This window comes from Flavobacterium sp. KACC 22758, assembly GCF_028736135.1.
GTDB lineage: Bacteria > Bacteroidota > Bacteroidia > Flavobacteriales > Flavobacteriaceae > Flavobacterium > Flavobacterium johnsoniae.
In genome coordinates this window covers 808739-830195 of the sequence record NZ_CP117878.1, presented here as the reverse complement: position 1 = coordinate 830195, position 21457 = coordinate 808739, and the positions used below count along the sequence as shown (strand labels likewise).

General features: G+C 33.3%; 20 protein-coding genes and 2 tRNA genes. 8 read left to right on the top strand and 14 right to left on the bottom strand.

All coding sequences use genetic code 11. The features are described from left to right. Positions 1–264 precede the first annotated feature (264 nt). Entirely contained in the window at positions 265–489 is a 225-nt protein-coding gene (locus PQ462_RS03635; protein ID WP_012023801.1) for a PG1828 family lipoprotein, read from the top strand. A gap of 119 nt (positions 490–608) precedes the next feature. Here PQ462_RS03635 and PQ462_RS03630 read toward each other — a convergent pair whose 3' ends face one another. The 4 genes from PQ462_RS03630 to mutS all read right to left on the bottom strand — a co-directional run bounded on the left by PQ462_RS03630 (position 609) and on the right by mutS (position 4094). Continuing rightward, positions 609–992, bottom strand: a complete 384-nt coding sequence (locus PQ462_RS03630; protein ID WP_274252389.1) for a DUF1508 domain-containing protein — start codon at positions 990–992, stop codon at positions 609–611. Between the two features lie 161 nt (positions 993–1153). Beyond that, positions 1154–1239, bottom strand: a tRNA-Leu gene (locus PQ462_RS03625). A gap of 14 nt (positions 1240–1253) precedes the next feature. Next, positions 1254–1326 (bottom strand) — tRNA-Gly (locus PQ462_RS03620). A 161-nt stretch (positions 1327–1487) separates the two neighbouring features. Beyond that, the gene (gene mutS / locus PQ462_RS03615) at positions 1488–4094 is read right to left on the bottom strand and encodes a DNA mismatch repair protein MutS (RefSeq protein ID WP_274252388.1); all 2607 of its coding nucleotides are present in this window, start codon (positions 4092–4094) and stop codon (positions 1488–1490) included. A gap of 159 nt (positions 4095–4253) precedes the next feature. On the opposite strand from mutS, the gene PQ462_RS03610 reads away from it, so the two are divergent. Continuing rightward, positions 4254–4691, top strand: coding sequence for a DUF1573 domain-containing protein (locus PQ462_RS03610; RefSeq protein ID WP_012023798.1), 438 nt, complete (start codon positions 4254–4256; stop codon positions 4689–4691). A 74-nt stretch (positions 4692–4765) separates the two neighbouring features. Further along, positions 4766–5302: an RNA methyltransferase gene (locus PQ462_RS03605; protein ID WP_274252387.1), complete on the top strand. Its 537-nt coding sequence runs from the start codon at positions 4766–4768 to the stop codon at positions 5300–5302. A gap of 24 nt (positions 5303–5326) precedes the next feature. Here the strand turns inward: PQ462_RS03605 and folK are convergent, their stop codons facing one another. Then, positions 5327–6460, bottom strand: a complete 1134-nt coding sequence (folK, locus tag PQ462_RS03600) for a 2-amino-4-hydroxy-6-hydroxymethyldihydropteridine diphosphokinase (protein ID WP_274252386.1) — start codon at positions 6458–6460, stop codon at positions 5327–5329. Positions 6461–6598: 138 nt separating this feature from the next. Here folK and sppA point away from each other — a divergent pair, with 138 nt between their 5' ends. The 3 genes from sppA (at position 6599) to PQ462_RS03585 (ending at position 12085) form a co-directional block, all read left to right on the top strand. Continuing rightward, entirely contained in the window at positions 6599–8356 is a 1758-nt protein-coding gene (gene sppA / locus PQ462_RS03595) for a signal peptide peptidase SppA (RefSeq protein WP_274252385.1), read from the top strand. Positions 8357–8367: 11 nt separating this feature from the next. Then, the gene (locus PQ462_RS03590; protein ID WP_274252384.1) at positions 8368–9315 is read left to right on the top strand and encodes an alpha/beta hydrolase; all 948 of its coding nucleotides are present in this window, start codon (positions 8368–8370) and stop codon (positions 9313–9315) included. A 166-nt stretch (positions 9316–9481) separates the two neighbouring features. Continuing rightward, positions 9482–12085, top strand: a complete 2604-nt coding sequence (locus PQ462_RS03585; RefSeq protein WP_274252383.1) for an AsmA-like C-terminal region-containing protein — start codon at positions 9482–9484, stop codon at positions 12083–12085. A gap of 73 nt (positions 12086–12158) precedes the next feature. Here the strand turns inward: PQ462_RS03585 and PQ462_RS03580 are convergent, their stop codons facing one another. Both PQ462_RS03580 and PQ462_RS03575 read right to left on the bottom strand, forming a co-directional pair. Then, positions 12159–13238: a glycosyltransferase family 9 protein gene (locus PQ462_RS03580; RefSeq protein ID WP_274252382.1), complete on the bottom strand. Its 1080-nt coding sequence runs from the start codon at positions 13236–13238 to the stop codon at positions 12159–12161. A 247-nt stretch (positions 13239–13485) separates the two neighbouring features. After that, positions 13486–14280, bottom strand: coding sequence for a DUF2797 domain-containing protein (locus PQ462_RS03575; protein WP_121362255.1), 795 nt, complete (start codon positions 14278–14280; stop codon positions 13486–13488). A 245-nt stretch (positions 14281–14525) separates the two neighbouring features. On the opposite strand from PQ462_RS03575, the gene PQ462_RS03570 reads away from it, so the two are divergent. Next, positions 14526–16049, top strand: a complete 1524-nt coding sequence (locus PQ462_RS03570) for a GH3 auxin-responsive promoter family protein (RefSeq protein WP_071636395.1) — start codon at positions 14526–14528, stop codon at positions 16047–16049. Between the two features lie 201 nt (positions 16050–16250). On the opposite strand, the gene serB is transcribed toward PQ462_RS03570, so the two are convergent. The 7 genes from serB to PQ462_RS03535 form a co-directional block, all read right to left on the bottom strand. Next, the gene (gene serB / locus PQ462_RS03565) at positions 16251–17483 is read right to left on the bottom strand and encodes a phosphoserine phosphatase SerB (protein WP_012023788.1); all 1233 of its coding nucleotides are present in this window, start codon (positions 17481–17483) and stop codon (positions 16251–16253) included. A 157-nt stretch (positions 17484–17640) separates the two neighbouring features. Beyond that, on the bottom strand, positions 17641–18075 hold the full coding sequence (locus PQ462_RS03560) for a VOC family protein (RefSeq protein ID WP_274252380.1): 435 nt from the start codon (positions 18073–18075) through the stop codon (positions 17641–17643). A 38-nt stretch (positions 18076–18113) separates the two neighbouring features. Further along, positions 18114–18557: an SRPBCC domain-containing protein gene (locus tag PQ462_RS03555; protein WP_274252379.1), complete on the bottom strand. Its 444-nt coding sequence runs from the start codon at positions 18555–18557 to the stop codon at positions 18114–18116. Between the two features lie 2 nt (positions 18558–18559). Continuing rightward, positions 18560–18967 (bottom strand): VOC family protein, encoded by a 408-nt coding sequence (locus PQ462_RS03550; protein ID WP_121362262.1) that lies wholly within the window; start codon positions 18965–18967, stop codon positions 18560–18562. 94 nt (positions 18968–19061) lie between these two features. After that, positions 19062–19466 (bottom strand): SRPBCC family protein, encoded by a 405-nt coding sequence (locus tag PQ462_RS03545; RefSeq protein ID WP_274252378.1) that lies wholly within the window; start codon positions 19464–19466, stop codon positions 19062–19064. 72 nt (positions 19467–19538) lie between these two features. After that, positions 19539–19898: an SRPBCC domain-containing protein gene (locus tag PQ462_RS03540; RefSeq protein WP_274252377.1), complete on the bottom strand. Its 360-nt coding sequence runs from the start codon at positions 19896–19898 to the stop codon at positions 19539–19541. 14 nt (positions 19899–19912) lie between these two features. Beyond that, positions 19913–20323 carry a VOC family protein gene (locus PQ462_RS03535; protein WP_274252376.1) on the bottom strand — a complete coding sequence of 137 codons (411 nt, stop codon included), beginning with the start codon at positions 20321–20323 and terminating at the stop codon, positions 19913–19915. 143 nt (positions 20324–20466) lie between these two features. Between PQ462_RS03535 and PQ462_RS03530 the strand changes: the two genes are divergently transcribed. After that, positions 20467–21429 (top strand): GlxA family transcriptional regulator, encoded by a 963-nt coding sequence (locus PQ462_RS03530; RefSeq protein WP_274252375.1) that lies wholly within the window; start codon positions 20467–20469, stop codon positions 21427–21429. The last annotated feature ends 28 nt before the right edge of the window (positions 21430–21457 follow it).

The window sequence follows — 21457 nt, the reverse complement described above, 5'->3', positions numbered from 1 at the left end:
CAGAATTATCCTTAAAAAGCAAAATAAAACGCAACAGAGGTAATCAAAACAGCCAAATTTCCAACAGAATATTCAACAAATAATTATTTACACAAAACATTAGATAATTTAAGATAATTTTATAAATTTGGCATATTATTTGATAAATAAGACAAACGTGAGCGGAGGAAAATATTTTAAAAAAAAAGTGAAAAAATATTTTACATATTAAAAAATTTATATCTTTGCCACGAATTAATAATTAACCTTTTATAATAAAGTAAGATGAAAAAAGTATTTTTAAGTTTAGCTGTTGTTGCTGTTTTAACTGTTGTATCTTGTAAAAAAGCTGACGCTGCAGCTACTGAAACTGTAGATTCTACTGCTGTTGCTGTTGATTCTGCTGCTACTGTAGTTGATTCTGCTGCTGCAACTGTTGATTCTGCTGCTGCTAAAGTTGATTCTGCTGCTGCAAAAGTAGAAGACGCTGCTAAAGAAGTAAAAAAATAATTAGAACCTAAGTTCTAAAAATTTTAAAACCATCGAAATCGATGGTTTTTTTTTGGCCAAACCTCAACATTGAGCCATAAAAAAAAGCGTTCATGAAAATGAACGCTTTTTTTTATTATCTACTCTTCCACTTCTTCTTCTTCTTCAAAAACCTCCTCATCTTCAAAAATAGACTCACTTGAAGAAAAATCAAGAATCTCAGCCTTCGAAGCATACGTCACAATTTCCTTTATCCCTTTTTGAAGAAGCAATTCTGTAGTATATTTTCGACTTGTCGCAAAATGAACATCACCAAGCATCAATTTAAAAAAATACTTCCCTCCTGAGCCTTTAAATTTCAAAAACCTAGCAAGCTCAATTGTCGATTTAAATTTCTCAATATCTTCTTCACACTCAAACCTCAACTCATAACTTAAACTCGTAAAAATAACTTTCCCTTTTCTAGATGTAAACACAAACTTATATTCATCATTAAACCGCTTGCTAATTACAAAAGCACCCATATTTTTATTTTAAATTTTAGATTATTGATTTTAGATTATTGATTTTAGATTTTAAGCCCTCTCAAATCTTTAGATTCTTTTAAAATTAATTCTTTACAAATTAATTTCAAACCATTGAGTTTGCACAATAAAAAAAGCCTCTTCAAAAGAAGAGGCTTTAGTACTCAGAGCGGGACTTGAACCCGCACGAACATTGCTGTTCACTGGATTTTAAGTCCAGCGTGTCTACCAATTTCACCATCCGAGCATTATATGGTCTAGAGCGAAAAACGGGGCTCGAACCCGCGACCTCGACCTTGGCAAGGTCGCGCTCTACCAACTGAGCTATTTTCGCATTTTCAAATTCTGTTTAAGAACTGCAACACTTGATTTGTTTCGTATTGCGAGTGCAAATTTAGGACATTTATTCAATTACACAAGCGTTTTTTGAAAAAAAAGTTTACTTATTTTATAACCTTCTGATAACCTAAACTTTAAAATTGAAAATTTTTAATTTTATTTTTTAACCAGCATTCGCTTAATCTCATTAAGCTTCATAAGCGCCTCAACCGGCGTAATCGCGTTTATATCCAAACTTAATATTTCTTCTTTTATTTCTTCTAATAACGGATCATCCAAATTAAAGAAACTCATCTGCATTTCATCATTTGCTGATTTAATTCCGTTTAGAGCATCACTTGAATGATTCTTTTCGAGTTTCTTTAAAAGTTTCTGCGCTTTTGAAATTACAAGTTGCGGCATTCCTGCCATTTTTGCCACATGAATACCAAAACTATGCGCACTTCCGCCTTTTACAAGCTTTCTAACAAAAAGAACCGTATCTTTTAATTCTTTTACCGCTACATTATAATTTTGAATTCTAGGAAGCGATTCTGTCATTTCATTCAACTCATGATAATGTGTTGCAAAAAGAGTTTTAGCCTTTGAAGGATGTTCATGGAGAAACTCTGCAATAGCCCAGGCAATCGAAATTCCATCATATGTACTGGTTCCTCTTCCAATTTCATCTAAAAGAACCAAACTTCGGTCTGAAATATTATTCAAAATCGAAGCCGTTTCGTTCATTTCCACCATAAACGTAGATTCTCCCATCGAAATATTATCAGAAGCTCCTACTCTTGTAAAAATCTTATCTACAATTCCCATTCTTACACTATCAGCCGGAACAAAACTTCCCATTTGAGCCAAAAGCACAATTAAGGCCGTTTGTCTTAAAATAGCCGACTTACCCGACATGTTAGGCCCGGTAATCATAATAATCTGCTGGGTTTCTCTGTCTAAGAAAACATCATTTGCAATATAAGGTGTTCCAACCGGCAATTGTTTTTCAATTACAGGATGTCTTCCATTCTTTATATCCAATTCAAAAGTATCGTCGATTTCCGGACATACATATTGGTTTTCTACAGCCATTTGTGTAAACGAACACAAACAGTCTAATTGTGCTACCAAATAAGCATTCATTTGAACCGGCTTAATATAAGTCGCAATCCAATTTACTAACTGCTCAAAAAGCTCTGATTCAATTTTATGAATTTTCTCTTCAGCACCCAGAATTTTCGTTTCGTATTCTTTTAATTCTTCAGTAATATAACGTTCTGCATTTACCAGAGTCTGTTTACGAATCCATTCTTCCGGAACTTTGTCTTTGTGCGTATTTCTAACTTCAATATAATACCCAAAGACATTATTGAATGATATTTTCAAAGAAGAAATCCCTGTTCGTTCTGATTCTCTTCTTTCTATTCCTTCCAAAAATTCTTTTCCAGATGTAGATATTGCTCTTAATTCGTCCAGTTCTTCATTAACTCCAGTTGCAATTGCGTTTCCTTTTGAAATTGCAACGGGTGCATCCTGATTTAATGTTGTTTTGATTTTTTCTCGCAGCAAATCACACGAATGCAGACTGTCTCCAATAACTTTTACAGCTTCCTGGGGACTTTCTAGCGCTAATGTTTTAATTGGAATAATAGCATCCAGCGATTCTTTTAAATAAATAATTTCTCGCGGAGAAACTTTTCCTGCTGCAATTTTAGAAATCAAACGCTCCAGATCTGAAATCTGTTTAATTTGATATTGAATATTATGAAGGATTTCAGGATTTGATTTCAAATACGAAACCACAGCATGACGTCCTTTAATTTTATTTGTATCTTTTAAAGGCAAAGCCAGCCAGCGCTTCAACAAACGTCCTCCCATTGGAGAAAGCGTCTTGTCGATTACATCTAAAAGTGTTACTGCATTTGGATTATAACTGTGATACAATTCTAAGTTTCTAATTGTAAAACGATCCATCCACACATACGCATCTTCTGCAATACGCTGAATAGCTGTAATATGCTGTACTTTATTATGCTGTGTTTCTGACAAATAATACAAAATTGCTCCGGCAGAAATAATTCCTTCTTTTAATTCCTCAACTCCAAAACCTTTTAAAGAATTAGTTTGAAAGTGTTTTGTAAGAGTTTCTAAAGCATAATCTTCTTTATAAATCCAGTCCTCAAGATAAAAGGTGTGAAAATCTTCTCCAAAAGCATCTTTAAATTCGCTTTTGCAGTTTTTAGGAACCAAAACTTCACTTGGATTAAAATTCTGCAGTAATTTATCAATGTATTCTGCATTACCCTGCGCCGTTAAAAATTCCCCTGTCGAAACATCTAAAAAGGAAATTCCAATATTTTTATTCGCAAAACAAACAGAAGCTAAAAAGTTGTTTGTTTTAGATTGTAAAACTTCATCGTTTAAAGAAACTCCAGGTGTTACAAGTTCTGTAACTCCTCTTTTTACAATTGTTTTGGTCATTTTTGGATCTTCCAGCTGATCGCAGATCGCTACACGAAGTCCCGCCTTAACCAATTTTGGCAGATATGTATTAATAGAATGGTGCGGAAATCCTGCAAGAGCAGTTTCAGTATCAGACCCTGCACCTCTTTTTGTTAAGGTAATCCCCAAAATTTTAGAAGCCCTGATAGCGTCTTCTCCAAAGGTCTCATAGAAATCTCCTACTCTGAAAAGCAGACATGCATCAGGATATTTTCTCTTGATTTCGTTGTACTGTTTCATCAAAGGCGTTTCTTTCGCCACTTTCTCTTTCGCTGCCAAATTGTAATGTTTTTAAATGAAAAAATAAGACAGCGAATTTATAATATTTTGACGGCATATCGAAGGACTACAAAAATTAAAATATTTTAAGATATTTTTAGGCTCTCGTTTCAGAATTTTACATAGCTTTGTTTATCATTTAAAAAAAGACCCTTAAAGATGAAAAAAATAATTTTATTTGCTATGTTAGCTGTAGCTGGTATTACAGCTTCTAATGCACAAACTACTAAAAAAGCAAGCGCTAAAGCTGCTAAAGTTGCTAAAATCGAAGGAGCAGGTATGGCTTTCGAAAGTGAAACTATCGATTACGGAACAATTGCGCACAATGCTGACGGAAAACGTGAATTTGTTTTTGTTAATAACGGAACAAAACCGTTAATCATCACAAACGCTCAAGGATCTTGCGGCTGTACAGTTCCTACATCTCCAAAAGAGCCTATTGCTCCAGGTGCTAAAGGTGTTATTGGTGTAAAATATGCTACTGACAGAGTTGGTGCTTTTACAAAAACAGTAACAATTACTTCTAACGCAGAAGGACAACCAACAAAAGTACTTACAATTAAAGGTACTGTTTTACCAGATCCAGTAAAAAGCTAATCTGAAAAACAATAAAATAATCGAAAAAGCTTCCTTATCTTTGGAAGCTTTTTTTATGACCTGAATTTACAACAATGAGAAAACTTGAGAATAGCGAATTAGAAAGAAAATCTATTGAAGATTTTAAAAAATCAGACAAAACTCCTTTAATATTAGTTTTGGATGACATTCGCAGCTTACATAATATAGGATCTGTTTTTAGAACTTCGGATGCTTTTTTGGTTGAGAAAATAATTTTATGCGGGATTACTGCAACACCTCCAAACAAAGAAATTCACAAAACTGCATTGGGCGCGACCGAAACGGTTGCTTGGGAACATCATGAAAATGTTTTGGAAGTTATTGAAAATCTAAAAAAAGAAAAAGTTCTTACTCTTGCCATTGAACAAGTTGAAAGTGCAGTTTTCCTTCAGGATTTTCAGGTTGAGAAAAATCAGAAGTACGCTCTTGTTTTTGGAAATGAAGTTTATGGCGTATCGCAGGAAGCAGTTGCCATTTGCGACGGATGTATCGAAATTCCTCAATTAGGCACAAAACACTCTTTAAATATTGCTGTCAGTGCAGGAATTGTGGTTTGGGATTTGTTTCAAAAACTAAACTGGCCAAAATAACGCTTTCAAAAATTAAATTAAAAGTTAAACCAGCTTCTTCTGTATTTCGTTTAATACAAAAAGATAATCTTCTTGTTTTTTTACAAAATCGCGATCAGAAACGTCGACAATAAGAACATTTAAATCTTTTTGAGATTTTATATATTCCAAATAACCATTGTTGATTTTATCCAGATATTCGCCTTCGATATTCTGTTCATACGTCCTGCCTCGTTTTTTAATATTTTGAAGCAGTCGATCTGTATTTTGATACAAGTAAATATACAAATCGGGTTTGGGCATTTCCTTGTAAATAATATCGAATAGATTTCGGTACAAACGATATTCATCTTCCTGCAAGGTAATTTTAGCAAAAATCAGTGATTTAAAAATATGATAATCGGCTACAATAAAATCTTTAAACAAATCAAACTGAGCTAAATCATCTGATAACTGCTGATAACGATCGGCTAAAAATGACATTTCGAGCGGAAATGCATATCGATTCTGATCTTTGTAAAACTTAGGCAGAAACGGATTATCTGCAAAACGTTCTAAAACTGTTTTTGCATTAAAATCCTCTGCAATTTTGTGAACCAAAGTAGTTTTTCCTGCACCAATATTTCCTTCAAAAGCAATATAATTGAACTTTTGAAGCGGAATTTCATTTAAAGGACATTTCAAATCCTGAACAACAGTGCAAACGCTGTCATCCGGTGAAACTGAAATTAACTCTGAAACCGTTTTTTGAAATACAGGATGTTTCCAGTCTAACTTTAAATCCTGCATCGGCAGTAAAACAAAATTTCTATTCTGCATCAAAGGGTGCGGAATGTGAAGTTTTTCGGTTTCAATAATTTCATCATCAAAAAAAATTACATCAACATCAATAATTCGGGATTGGTATCCTTCCTGATTCAACCTGATTCGTCCTAACTGTTTTTCGACTTTTAAAACCTGATTTAATATTTTTTGTGCCGATGAAGTAGTATGCAAAAGCAAGGCACAATTATAAAAAGCATCACTCTCAAAACCCCAGGCAGGCGTTTCGTACAACTTCGAAACCCTGATAACAGTTCCCACTTCCTGATGTATCAAATTGATACAACTTTTGATGTTTTCTAACCTGTTTCCCTGATTGCTGCCTATGGATAAAACGACTTGATGCTGTGATTTCATAATTAATGCAAATTAACTAAAACTATTTTAGAATTAACCAATATATTTGTGAAACGGCACATAGAACGAATTTAAATTTATGTGTAAAATTTGTAACAATTAACCCTTTTACGCTACTTATTTAAAAAATATATACTTATGAAGTTTTTAGGAAATGTACTTGCCACAGTTATTGGTATTTTTGTATTTATTATGATCTTCTTTTTTGGAGTAATCCTAATTGGAGCCATCTTTGGCGGAGACGATAAAGTCTCGGTTAAAAATGATTCTGTCATCGAATTAGACTTAAAACAAATTAATAATGATTACGCCGGAAAATATAAAGATCCGTGGGTAACTGTTTTTTCAGATAAAAAAGGAGTTGGTTTAACTGATATAATTAATGCCATCGAAGCTGCAAAAACAGACAGCAACATTAAAGGAATTTCGATCTTAAACGATCAGTCTTCATTAGGACTGGCACAGTACAAAGATTTAAGAAATGCTCTTGAAAGCTTCAAAAAATCAGGAAAATTTGTCTGGGCTTACGCCAATACTTATTCACAGAAAGAATACTATTTAAACTCGGTTGCTAATACCATTTATTTGAATCCGGCGGGAGATTTAGATTTTAAAGGACTTTCATCTGAAGTGATGTTCTTCAAAGATTTTCAGGAAAAATCAGGTATTCACATGGAAGTAATTCGTCACGGAAAATACAAAAGTGCCGTTGAGCCCTTTTTAGAAAACAAAATGAGCGATGCCAACAGAGAACAAGTTACAGCACTTTTAAACTCTATTTGGTCAACAGTTTGCAGCGACATTTCAAAAAGCAGAAATATTCCGGTTGATAAATTAAACGAAATTGCAAACGGTTTATTAGCGAGAACTCCGGAAATGGCAAAAGCACAGCATTTGGTTGACATTGTAGCTTATGAAGATGTTTATCATAATGCCATCAAAAAAGCTTTGAAAGTAAAAGGCGATGACGATTATAACAAAATCTCAATTTTAGATTATACTCAAAATAATATGAACACAGCATTAACCAATATTGCTGATGATCAAATTGCTATTATTTACGCTCAGGGCGAAATTGCCGGCGGTGAAGGTGATGTAAACGTTATTGGCGAAGGTTCAATGCGCCGTTCGCTGCAGGAAGCAAGAAAAAATGAAGATGTAAAAGCTATCGTTTTAAGAATTGACAGCCCGGGCGGAAGCGCTTTAACTTCAGATTTAATCTGGAGAGAAATTGAAATTACCAAAAAAGTAAAACCAGTTGTGGTATCAATGGGAAATTATGCCGCTTCCGGAGGTTATTATATTGCCTGCAATGCTGATAAAATTTTTGCAGAGAGCAACACTATTACAGGTTCTATAGGGGTTTTTGGCGTACTTCCAAACTTTACGCCTCTGGCAAACAAATTAGGAATTAATACAGAACAGGTAAAAACACACGAAAACTCAGCAAACTACAGTCCGTTTGTTCCTGTTGACGAAAAGTTCAAAGCGTTTACACTTGAAGGTGTTGAGCAGATCTACAAGACTTTTGTGACGCATGTTGCCGAAGGCAGAAAAATGACTTTTGCACAAGTAGATTCTATTGCACAAGGAAGAGTTTGGTCTGGAACAGAAGCTGTAAAAATTGGATTAGTAGATAAAATAGGCGGTTTAAATGATGCAATTGCCGAGGCTGCTAAAATTGCAAAAATTAAAGATTACAGCACACAGAATTATCCTGAGTATGAAAAAAAATTCAGCGATTTAATGGCTGATCTTCCTTTTGCTCAATCTAAAGAAGCTTTTATTAAAGAAGAAATCGGCGAAGAAAATTATTTACTTATTGAACAAGTAAAAAGATTTCAAAAACAAAAAGGAGTTCAGGCAATGATGCCTTTCGGAATAAACATTAAATAATTCCAATTAAAATGAAAAAGATATTTCTGTTTACTGCTTTTCTGTTTTTGACCATTTTAAATGCCCAAAACACAAAACAAGATACTTTTAAAGAAACAAATGTTACTTTAAAAATCAACATCGATCAGCTTTACGGCACACTTACCGTTCCAGACGATGTAAATAAATGTCCGGTTGCCTTAATAATTGCAGGTTCCGGGCCAACAGACAGAAACGGAAATAACCCGATGATGAAAAACAATTCCTTAAAAATGCTGGCCGAAGCGCTGGCTAAAAACGGAATTGCTTCTTTGAGATTTGACAAAAGAGGAATCGGCGAAAGCAAAGCATCGGCAGTAACAGAATCGAGTCTGGTTTTTGAAAATTACACCGAAGATGTCAAAAGCTGGATTAATTTTTTGAAACAAGATAAACGTTTTACACAGCTAACGGTTATTGGCCACAGCGAAGGTTCTTTAATTGGAATGATTGCAGGCGCAAAAGCAAATAAATTTATTTCGATTGCCGGAGCCGGAGAATCTGCTGATAAACTTTTAAAATCACAGATTTCTTCTAAATCGAACAAACAAGTTGAAGACATGACGTTTCCTATTATTGACAGCCTGAAGACCGGAAACAAAGTAAACAAAGTCGATCCGCTTTTAAATTCACTTTTCAGAGCCAGTATTCAGCCGTATTTAATTTCGTGGTTTAAATACGATCCGCAAATCGAAATTAAGAAACTGACTGTTCCGGTTTTAATAATTCAGGGAAATAATGATTTACAGGTTTCAGTTAAAGATGCCGAAAATCTATCTCAGGCCAATAAAAATGCTGAATTGGTTATTATTGATAAAATGAACCATATATTAAAAATTATTGACGGTGATAAACAGGCTAATATGACCAGTTATAATAATGAAACCCTTCCTGTTTCTGAAACAATGATAAACAAGATTGTTTCATTTATAAAGAAATAGTTACAACAAAAAATACTCTAAATCCGTTTGAAATATATCAAACGGATTTTTTATTTTAATTAGCATATTTTTCTTACATTATTAAGAAAAATTTATCCCTGTAGTTCAATAAAAAAACTATTTTTGCAAGAGTCAATTTTCAAAATTAAACCTCAAATCTATAAATATGTTAAAGAAAATTTTAAAAGTAACCGCCATTGTCCTTGTGGTTTTTGTGGCCGCATTATTTGCCATTCCGTTCTTGTTTAAAGATCAAATTAAGGCGAAAATTGCCGATGCTATCAACGAAAGTGTTGACGCTAAAGTCAGCTTTGCTGATGCTGATTTAAGTTTATTTAAAAACTTTCCAAATGCAGCAGTTGGAATCGAAAAATTGGTCATTATTAACAAAGCGCCTTTTGAAGGTGACACTTTGGTTTCATTAGGAGAATTGAATCTTAAAATGAGCATCAAAGAGCTTTTTAAAGGAAATGATGAGCCTTTAAACATTCAGGGAATTACTTCTGAAAATGGTTTAATCAACATTATCTTTAATAAAGACGGTGTTGGAAATTTTGATATTGCCTTAAAAGATAAAAAAGAAGATAACAAAAAGGACGTCAAAAGCAGTCCGCTTTCTTTGAAGATTCAGAATTACAAAATCGAAAACTTTACTTTTAGATATATCGATCAGGGTTCAAAAATCAAAATGGTTATTGATAGTTTAAATCACGAAGGAACTGGAGATTTTACCAATTCGAAATTAGATTTAGATACAAAAACCACAGCTAACGTATCATTAGATATGGATACAGTTAATTATATGAAAAATATAAAATTGACTTTAGACGCGATTTTAGGAATTGATTTAGACCAAAGTAAATATACTTTTAAAGAAAATAAAGCTTTGATTAACCAATTGCCGTTAGAATTTGACGGATTTATTCAAATGGTTAAAGAAGGCCAGATTTATGACTTGAAATTTAAAACGCCGACTTCGTCGTTTACCAATTTCTTAGGCTTAATTCCTTCGGCTTATGCTTCAAGTCTTGACGGTGTTAAAACAACCGGAGAATTTACTGTTGTAGGTTTTGCAAAAGGAAAACTAACAGATACTACAGTTCCTGCATTCAATATTGCCATTGCTTCAAACAATGCTTCTTTTCAATATCCGAACTTACCAAAATCAGTTCAGAATATTGTAATTGATACTAAAATTATCAACGAAACCGGAATCCTGAACGACACTTACGTAAACTTAGACAAGCTGTCTTTTAGAATTGATCAGGATGTTTTCAGCGCCAAAGCAAATATTAGAAACATTACAGTTAATCCGCTTGTAGATGCTGCATTAAAAGGAACAATCAACTTAGCAAATCTTTCTAAAGCATATCCAATTAAAATGGATAAACCTTTGGCAGGTATTCTAAAAGCTGATGTTACAACTAATTTTGATATGGCTTCTGTTGAAAAAAGCCAGTATCAAAACATCAAAAACGCCGGAACTATGAGTTTATCAGGATTTAAATATACTGATGAAAACAATAAATCTATGAATATCAGCACGGCTTTAGTTGAGTTTAACCCAAGTACCATTAACTTAAAACAGTTTAATGCTACAACCGGGAAAAGCGATATTGCTATAAACGGAGTTTTAGAAAATTTCTATGGTTTTATGTTTAAAAAACAAGAATTGAAAGGAAACTTCAATATGAGTTCTAATCAATTGGCTGTTGATGATTTTATGACTTCTGGAGAACCGGCAAAAGCAGAAGAAAAAACTCCTGCAAAACCAGCTGAGGCAATGAAAATTCCAGCTTTCTTAAACTGTACTTTAAATGCAAAAGCAACAACCGTTTTATATGACAACCTAAAACTTAAAGATGTTTCCGGAAAATTGATTATTAAAGATGAAAAAGCATTGCTTGAAAACTTTAAAACTTCAATCTTTGGAGGAACAATTGGTTTAACGGGAGCTGTTTCGACTAAATCAAAAGTGCCTACATTTGATATGAACTTAGGTTTCAATCAGGTTGATATTGCGCAGACATTTACGCAATTGGACATGATGAAAAAAATTGCACCAATTGCCGGAATTATCAATGGTAAATTAAATTCTACTATTAAATTAAACGGAAACTTAGACGCAAAAGAATTAACTCCTGATTTAAAATCAATTTCTGGGGATTTATTAGGCCAATTACTTTCTACAACTGTTAATCCTAAAAATTCTACAGTATTAAATTCTTTAACTTCAAACATCAAATTTCTTGATGCAAGTAAACTGAATTTAAATGATTTAAAAATGGCTCTGACTTTTGATGACGGAAAAGTAAATGTAAAACCTTTCGATATTAAATATCAAGATATTAAAGTAACGGTTGGCGGAACTCATGGTTTTGACCAAACGATGAACTATAACTTAAAACTGGATGTTCCTGCTAAATATTTAGGAAGCGAGGCAAATGCTCTTATCGCAAAAATGTCTCCTGCAGATGCGGCAAAACTGGAAAACATTCCAATTAATGCTATTATTGGAGGAAACTTTTCAAGTCCAAAGATTACGACAGATATGAAAAGTGCAGTTACAAGTTTAGCTTCGCAAGTGGCAAATCAGCAGAAAGAAAAACTGACTCAAAAAGGAGCAGCAGCTTTAACTGATTTGATAAATAAAAACACAAAAGCGAAAGACACAACGCAGGCAGCAAAAACTGAAAAAGAACAAAAAGCTCAGGAAACTACTAAAAAAGCAACTGATTTAATAAACGGACTTTTCAAGAAGAAAAACTAAGTATAAAAAAAGAGGCCAATCATTATGATTGGCCTTTATTTTTTTATACTGCTATTTTTTATACTGCTATTTTTTATACTGCTTTAGGATATACTCTTAATTTTCCGTTTTCTAAAATTGAATTAATAATTTTGAAATATTCCGGCTGTAAACATTCTTTTGTATCTACTCCTACACTGCCGCTGTCATAAGGTTCATATTTTTTTAATTCTGAAACAGAGAACAAACCAATCGTAGGCGTTTGAACAGAACTCGCCAGGTGCATAATACCGCTGTCTGCACCAATAAACAAATCTACATTTGCCAGCACAGATCCCATTTCGCGAATATCTTTACTGTAATATGTTGGAGCCTGAAATCCAATTTGAGAAACATTCTCAATTGGTAATATTTCGATGATGTTATAATTTTTATATTCGGCTTTTAGTTTAGAATAAAAACTCTCCCACCATTCTTCAGAAAAACATTTTGCTCCTGTAGCATAAGTAAACAAACAAATTGTGCGTTTAGAAGGATCAATTATGTGATCTAAAATTTTCTTTCCGTTAGCAATTTCAGCAACATTAAGTTTAAGATCTAAAGATTCTACTATCTTATTTCTTTTTGGAAGTCCAAGTTTGGTTAAATAGGTACGAAAGTTATAAACTGGATATTTAGCTATATGGTCATAATCATTTTTAGGTTCTGATAATTCACCATCAAGATCTCCGTAGAATTTATATCTTGCTCTTGAGAATTTTACAGCTAATCTTCCAGAAGAAGAATTTTGGTCGACATTTATTGCCATGTCGTAAGGCTCACTTGTAATCGAAATCCAAACCTTAATATATTCGATTAAATTTTTAAAAGGTTTTTTAGGCAGATGGATTGTTTTATTAACGACTGGATAATTTTCGAAAATAATTGGCGCTAATCCACCTTTTACAAATAAATCAATTTTACAATTTGGAAACATTTCCTCTACTTCCTGAACGAGCGGTGTAATTAATAACAGATTACCAAGTCTTCCGTTGGGTCTGCAGATTAAAACTCGTTTTATTTCGGTTTTATCAACCAAAATAATATTTCTTTCTGTTTTGGGTTTTCCAATATTCTTAGTCAGGCCACGCATTAAGCCCCGCCTAAAATGATTTATTTTACCTGAAACACTCATCTATACAATAATTAAGGATTAAAAGAATTTGGTCTTATCAAAAAAAGCCTAGATAGACAATTTCAAATCTAGGCTGTTTTAATTTTTAAAATTAATTTCTTTGAATAAGTAATTATTATATAATTGTTATCAAATCTTTCAAAATTCACACACTTATTCATAGAAATTCTAAAAATACGATGATTTCGATAAATATTAAAAACGAATATACTAATACTAAATATAGATAGACAAACGACGGATAATACTAGACGTTTATATTGACAACATAACCTTCGGAACCTCGGATATTAAAAACAGTTCCGTTTTCAAAAATTAAATACTGACCTTTAATTCCAACTAATTTTCCTTGAAACGAAGGGGTTTTATCTAAATTTAAACTTGCAATTTTAGCAGGATAATTTAAAACCGGGTAATTTAATTCGTAAACATCATTTTTCTGAGCATAAAAAAACTCTTTTACTTCTGCCGGAATTAAGTTTTCTACTTTCGATTTTTCAAAGATCAAATCACATCCTTCTGTATTACACTGCAGCATTTTTCTCCAGTTTGTTTTATCGGCATAATGATTTTTCAGTGCTACCTCTGTAATTCCTGCTAAATAACGATTCGGCACCTCAACAACAGCGATGGCCTGTGTTGCTCCCTGATCAATCCATCTTGTTGGAACTTGGCTCTTACGCGTAACTCCCACTTTTACTTCACTAGACAAAGCGAGATAAACAACATGAGGCTGTAATTGTGCTTTTTGTTCGTATTCCAGATCTCGATCTGCAATTCCTAAATGTGCTGTACTTAACTCAGGTCTCATAATCCAATCGCCTACAGCAGGGCTTGAATAAAAACAATCATAACAAAAACCTTGTCTGAATATTTTTTTCTTTTTATGACAATTTAAACATTCGAAACCGGCAAAATTAATCTCAATTTCTTTATCTAATAATTGATTAACATTGAGAAAACTATCTTCGAAAACTAAATAATACTGAATTGGGTTTCCGAGTTCAGTCTGCATTTTGGTAAGTACGCCTTGATATGTCATTAGGTTTAAATTGTAGATTTTAGATGTTCGATTTTAGATTTAATGCTGAAGATTTTAATTCTATTTTTTTTGAAAAATCATTTTTTGGATTAAAATCTTAGTGCAATTGAAGCGGTTTTTATTACAAAAAACACTATTTTTGATACAACAGCAAAGTTAAGATTTGTATTGCGATATTCAAATTTTAAGTTTCCTGATTTTGCCTGCAACGGCAAAAACTAACATCTAAAACAATACCATAGTCCATGCCTTTATCTATAATAAACTCTTTTGCTTCATGGGTCCTAAAACAAAGAATCCATCAAATTGAACTTTTTTTAAAGTATCCTAATGAAGTTCAGGAAGAACTATTGCATAATTTATTATTGGCATCTGAAAATACGGTTATTGGAAAAAAATATGACTTTGAATCGATAAATTCTTATCAAACTTTTGCAGAAAGAGTTCCAATTGCAAGTTACGAAGAATTACAGCCTTTGATCGAGCGCACACGTCAGGGTGAACAAGGTGTTTTTTGGGAATCACCAATTAAATGGTTTGCAAAATCGAGCGGTACTACAAATGCGAAAAGTAAATTTATTCCGGTAAGCAACGAAGCACTTGAAGATTGTCATTATAAAGGAAGCAAGGATTTACTTTGTTTGTATTTGAATAACAATGAAGACTCTGAGTTATTTCTTGGAAAGAGTTTACGCCTGGGCGGAAGTTCTCAAATTTATGAAAACAACAATACTTTCTTTGGTGATTTATCGGCTATTTTGATTGAAAACATGCCAATTTGGGCTGAATTCAGCAGTACGCCAAGCAGTAAAACTTCTTTAATGAGCGAATGGGAAACCAAAATTGCCGCAATCATTAACGAAACCAAAAATGAAAATGTAACCAGTTTTGCAGGAGTGCCTTCCTGGATGCTGGTTTTAATGAATAAGGTTCTTGAAAATACGGGAAAACAAAGTTTATTAGAACTTTGGCCGAATCTTGAAGTATATTTTCACGGAGGTGTGAGTTTTTCTCCATACAAAGAACAATACAAGAAAATTTTACCAAGCAAGGATTTTAGATATTACGAAATTTATAATGCCTCTGAAGGCTTTTTTGCGATTCAGGATTTAAATAATTCAAGCGATTTATTGTTAATGCTGGATTACGGAATTTTCTATGAATTTATTCCGATGGATACTTTTGGAACTCCAGATCAAAAAGTAATTCGTTTAGCCGATGTTGAACTAAATAAAAACTACGCCATTGTTATTACCACAAATTCTGGTTTATGGCGTTATTTAATTGGCGATACGGTTCGTTTTACCTCCTTGAATCCATACAGAATTAGAGTTACCGGAAGAACCAAACATCATATAAATGTTTTTGGCGAAGAATTAATGGTCGAAAACACAGATCAGGCCATTGCCAAAGCCTGCCAGATTACCCAAACCGAAGTTATTGATTACACGGTTGCTCCTATTTTTATGCAGGACAAAGAAAAAGGCGCTCACGAATGGATGATCGAATTCAAGAAAAAACCGGCTGATGTTGGTCTTTTCCAAAAAGTTCTGGATGAAACCCTGCAAACCTTAAATTCTGATTACGAAGCAAAACGTTACAACAATATGACTTTAAATCCTTTGGTTATTAATGTTGCCCGCGAAAACTTATTCTACGATTGGCTGAAAGAAAGAGACAAACTAGGCGGACAGCATAAAATTCCGAGGCTTTCAAATCAGAGAGATTATTTGGAGCAGCTCAAGGAGATGTGTGCAGTTAAAAGTTAGACACGAATTTCACGAATTTTAATTAAGATTTTTCAATAGCCCCCAGCTTTAGCCAGGGGTTTATAATATATCTTGTTTAAGGCTTTAGCTCAATTGTATGCGGAGTGATTTGGCTAAAGCCTTAATCTTTATCAACTCTTATACCTCCAGCTAAAGCAGGAGGCAATTGATTTATTATTGAATTCTGTTGTAACATCTTGATTACATCATATCGATATATCTGTCGTGATATCCTAAAAGATATAAAACACCGTCAAGTCCTAAACTAGAGATTGAAGTTGAAGCACTTTCTTTAACTTTTGGTTTAGCATGAAAAGCGATTCCTAAGCCAGCCAGGTTTAGCATTGGCAAATCGTTTGCACCATCTCCAACTGCGATAGTCTGGTTGATATGAATTCCTTCTTTTTCAGCAATGGCTTTTAAAAATTCGGCTTTCTTTTGTCCGTCTACGATATCGCCCAGATACTTACCTGTTAATTTACCGTCTTTAATTTCTAATTGATTAGCGTGAACATAATCGATTCCTAATTCTTTTTGAAGGTATTCTCCAAAATAAGTAAATCCTCCTGAAAGAATTGCAGTTTTATATCCGTAGTATTTCAAGGCTTTCATTAAACGATGTGCACCTTGTGTTATTGGTAAATTAACGGCAACATTTTGCAGCACTTCTTCGCTTAAACCTTCTAACAAAGCCATACGCTTTTTGAAGCTTTCATTAAAATCAATTTCACCATTCATAGCCGATTCTGTTATCGCACGAACCTGATCGCCTACTCCGTTTAGTTCTGCCAATTCGTCGATAACTTCAGTTTGGATTAAAGTTGAATCCATGTCGAAACAGACCAAACGGCGGTTTCTTCTGTAAATATTATCTTCCTGAAAAGAAATATCAACATTTAAAGTTCTTGAAATCTCCATAAAACTTGCCGTCATGACAATTTTATTTACAATTTCTCCTGTCACTGACAACTGAATACAAGAACGCGGATATTGTTCTTTTTCGACAATTGAAGTTCTTCCGGTTAAACGTATAATGGAGTCGATATTTAGGTTTTGGTCTGACATTATTTTAGTAACAGCTGCCAATTGTGAAGCTGCAAGCTTTTCACCTAAAATATTGATGATGTAGCGCTGCTTAGACTGTGATTTTACCCACTTTTCGTAATCTTCTATAGAAATTGGAATAAACTTAACTTTTATTTCCAGTTCGTAGGCTTTAAATAATAAGTCTTTTAAAACCGGCGCAGACGAAGAACCTGCAGCAATTTCGAATAAGATACCTAAAGAAAGTGTGTCATGAATATCGGCTTGGCCAATATCTAAAATATTAGCATCGTAAGCTGCCAATACAGCTGTTAAACCTGCCGTAACCCCTATTTTATCGTGTCCAGAAACTTTTAATAAAATAATTTCTTTATTTTCCTCTGCTGCCATTTTATCTTATTGATTTGAAAGCGACAAAAATCGGCAATCTCTTGGTGATAAAAAAGAATAATCCTTGTTTTTTTTTCAAAGAAAAAGCGCATATTCATGCGCTTTTTTAAGTAATTTAACAATTATGCTCTTCTATTATAATAACATAACTTTTTCATTATTTGTTTGGTTGGTTCTCATCGACGTTTACCATCCAGTTTACTCCAAATTTGTCTTTGAACATTCCAAAATAAGCACCCCAAAAAGTTTTATTCATAGGCATTTCTACTTTTCCTCCAGCAGAAAGTCCGTTGAAAATTCTGTCAGCTTCATCTGTACTTTCTGTATTAATCGAAATGGAAAAATTATCTCCAAAACCAACATCTCCATATCTTGGATGACTGTCACTTCCCATTAAAATGGTATTGCCAATTGGAAGTGAAACGTGCATAATTCGGTTTAAAGCTTCTTCTGAAAGCTTTTCTCCTTCTTCTGCCGGTGCATCTTTATATTTTCCGATATAAGGAAATTCTCCGCCAAAAACTGATTTGTAAAACAGAAACGCTTCTTCGCAGGTTCCGTTAAACATTAAATAAGGATTAATTGCTGCCATGCTATTTTTTTTAATTGTTAATTGTAAATTATAAATTGTTATTTTTTTTCTTCTGATAATTGTTTTACAACTTCCAGACCTTTAGGAAAAACATCTTTGAAATAATCAACAAATTTTTCGACAGAATCAGTGCGAGCAATCAAATCTGTATATTCGCCGTCTGGAATTAATTTGTAGGTTTCCATTGCACCGCTCCATTTTTTTGTTTCTTCATCGAGAGGCAGTTCTTTAAAATCTTTTATCTCGCCTATATGCTTAAAAGCCATATATTCGTTTGGAGTTTTTGTTTCAATTATACTATACATTCCTTCTCCGTTTGGTGACATAAAATGTATTTTATCTCCTTCGTTCCAGCTGCTTATGGTATGAGATCCTTCGCAAAAAACACTTGTCCATTTTTTATACGTTTCATCATTCCATAAAACTTCCCATATTTTTTGAGCGGGAGCTTTAATTCTAATTTTAAATTCTAAAGTTTCCATAATTAAGACAGTTTAGAAAAATCCATAAATAAAACATTCCAACGATGACCATCTAAATCTGCAAAACCAAAACCGTACATCCAGCCTTGGCTTTCTGCTGGTTCAGCAAAAACATTTCCGCCGGCTTCCTGAACTTTTTTTGCCAGTTGGTCTACTTCTTCCCTGCTTTCGGCATCAATAGAAATCAATACCTCTGAACTTAATTTTGTATCCGTAACATCGTTTTGAGAAAAACCTGAAAAAAGAATTTCTTCAAAGAGCATTACTACAAAATGATTTTCGCCAACCACCATGCAGGTCGAGCTTGGTGTATCGTGTTGTTCATTAAACGAGAAACCAATTTTCCAGAAAAAATCTTTTGCTTTTGCCACATTTTTTACTGGCAGGTTTAACCAAATTTGTTTTGTCATTGTTTTTTTTGTTTTTTGTTAGATAATTATTGTTTTTAAAGCATATAGTGAGGTAAGTTTATTAAAGTTAGGGAACTGCTTTCTTGGATTGAAACTAATTGTTTTCGACGTAATTTTTAAAGTTATCCAGAATTGCCTGCCAGCCTCCACGCTGCATTTCTTCTGGATTTTGAGTTTCCGGGTCGAAGCTTTCTGTAACTTCCACCCCTTCTAAAGTTTCTTTAAAAGTAATTTCCACTTTTCTTCCGTCAGCCATAACATATTTTATGGTTTTGTTTGGTTCAACAAAAGTATATTCGCCTTCAAAGTCAAAGCTCATACTTCCGTCTTTAGCGGCCATAGTCGATTTGAATTTTCCGCCTTGTTTTATATCATTTTCGGCATAAGGCGTGTGCCAGTCTGGAGAAGCAAAACTCCATTTTGTAATATGTTCAGGTAAGGTCCAAAAATCCCAAACTTTGTTTATTGATGCATTGATTGTATTTTGTACTGTTATCATTATCTATTATTTTTAAAATTACACTTCTTTATTATTTTCAACATATTTTTTAAAGTTATCAATCACAGCCTGTCACCAATTTTTCTGCATGCTTTCAGAATCATTTTTTGTGGGCTCAAATACTTCTGTAATTTTTACTTTGTCTCCGTAATTTTCAAAAAGAACACTTCCGGTTCTGTCGTCCAAAAGCTTATATTCAATTAATTTAAATTTTTCAACTTTGGTATATTCACCTTCAAAATCGAAGCTTTCGCTTTTATCTTTTGCTGCCATTTTATATTTAAATTTACCTTTTACTTGTAAATCATTTTCTGCATGAGGTGTATGCCATTCATCAAAAGGATAATTCCAGTTTTGTATATGCTCCGGAAGAATCCAGAAATTCCATACTTTATCTATAGATGCATCAATTGTATTTTGAACTGTGATCATTTTTATTTTTTTAATTACATCTGTTCCGGAATCTGAGTTTCATCCATATAAAAAACTTCCCAATGATGTCCATCTAAATCGAGAAAAGTTCTTTGGTACATCCATCCATAATCTTGTTCTCTTTTATAATCAGTTCCGCCGGCTTTAACAGCTTTGTCTATCATTTCATTTACTTGTTCTCTTGAATCTAAAGAAATAGAAATAAGGGCTTCACTGGTTGTATGAGAATCACAGATTTTTTTATCTGTAAAAGTTTGATAAAACTCTTCTGCCAAAATCATTAGATTAATATTTTCTCCAATAATTATACAAGCTCCTTTTTCATTTGTAAATTTTGGATTGACAGGAAATCCTAATTCATTAAAAAATTTTATTGACTTATTTAGCTCTTTTACAGCTAGATTTAAATACATCTTGGTTTCCATAATATATAAAGTTACAATTTATTTAAAACAAATTTAGAATTTTAAAACGGCCTTTAGGATACAATAAAAGTCAACTTTAGGGGCATTTAAGACAAAATACTTACATTTGTCTACCAATTAATTTTCCTAAAAACCACAAAATCATGAGCAAGAAAGTAGGTTTAATCGTTCCTCACGATTATAAATTATTAAGTATAGCTGCCATTTTAGAAGTTTTTGAAACGGCAAACAAACTAACAAAAGAAACCGAAAAGCCTTTCGAGATTATGATTTTTCAATCGGCTGAGCAAATAAATCAGGAACGTTTATTTGGGTATGAAATCAATTCTATCGAGACATCAAAAAATTTAGATTTAATTCTGATTCCAGCTTTCACGACCGATAATATGAACGAAATGATTGCTAAGAATAAAAAATTTATTCCGTGGCTGCAAAAACAGCATGAGTCTGGGGCCGAACTGGCAAGTTTTTGTACGGGGGCATTTTTATTTGCTGCTTCAGGATTATTAAATGAAAAACTGGCTACAACACATGTCGACGCCTGCAGTGCTTTTACAAAAGCTTTCCCGATGGTAAAACTAAAACCAGAAGAAACTTTAACAGCCGACGGAAGTTTGTATACCAGCGGTGGCTCAACCTCAACTTTCCATTTACTGATTCTTTTGGTTCAAAAATATTGCGGAAATGAAATTGCAGTACAAATTGCAAAAATCTTCTCTATCGACTTAAATCGTTACAAACAAAGTTATTTCAGCACTTTTAGACCGAATCATTTACACAATGATACTTTGGTTGCCATGTTACAGCAAAAAATTGAAAGCCAGTACCACAGTATTGAAAAACTGGAAGAAATCACGAAAGATATTCCAACCAGCGCCCGAAACATGACACGTCGTTTTAAACAAGTAACGGGAATTCCGCCAATTGAATATCTGCAGAATATTAGAGTCGAAAGTTCAAAAAAATATCTGGAACAAACACAGCTTTCGATTTCAGAAATCATTGAAAAAACCGGCTATAATGATCCTAAAGCATTTAGGAAAGTTTTTTACAAAATGGTGGGTATGAAACCTATTGAGTATAGAGAGAAATTCAGGGTTCAATAGTTTTTTAAAACAGTTATTTTATTTTCAT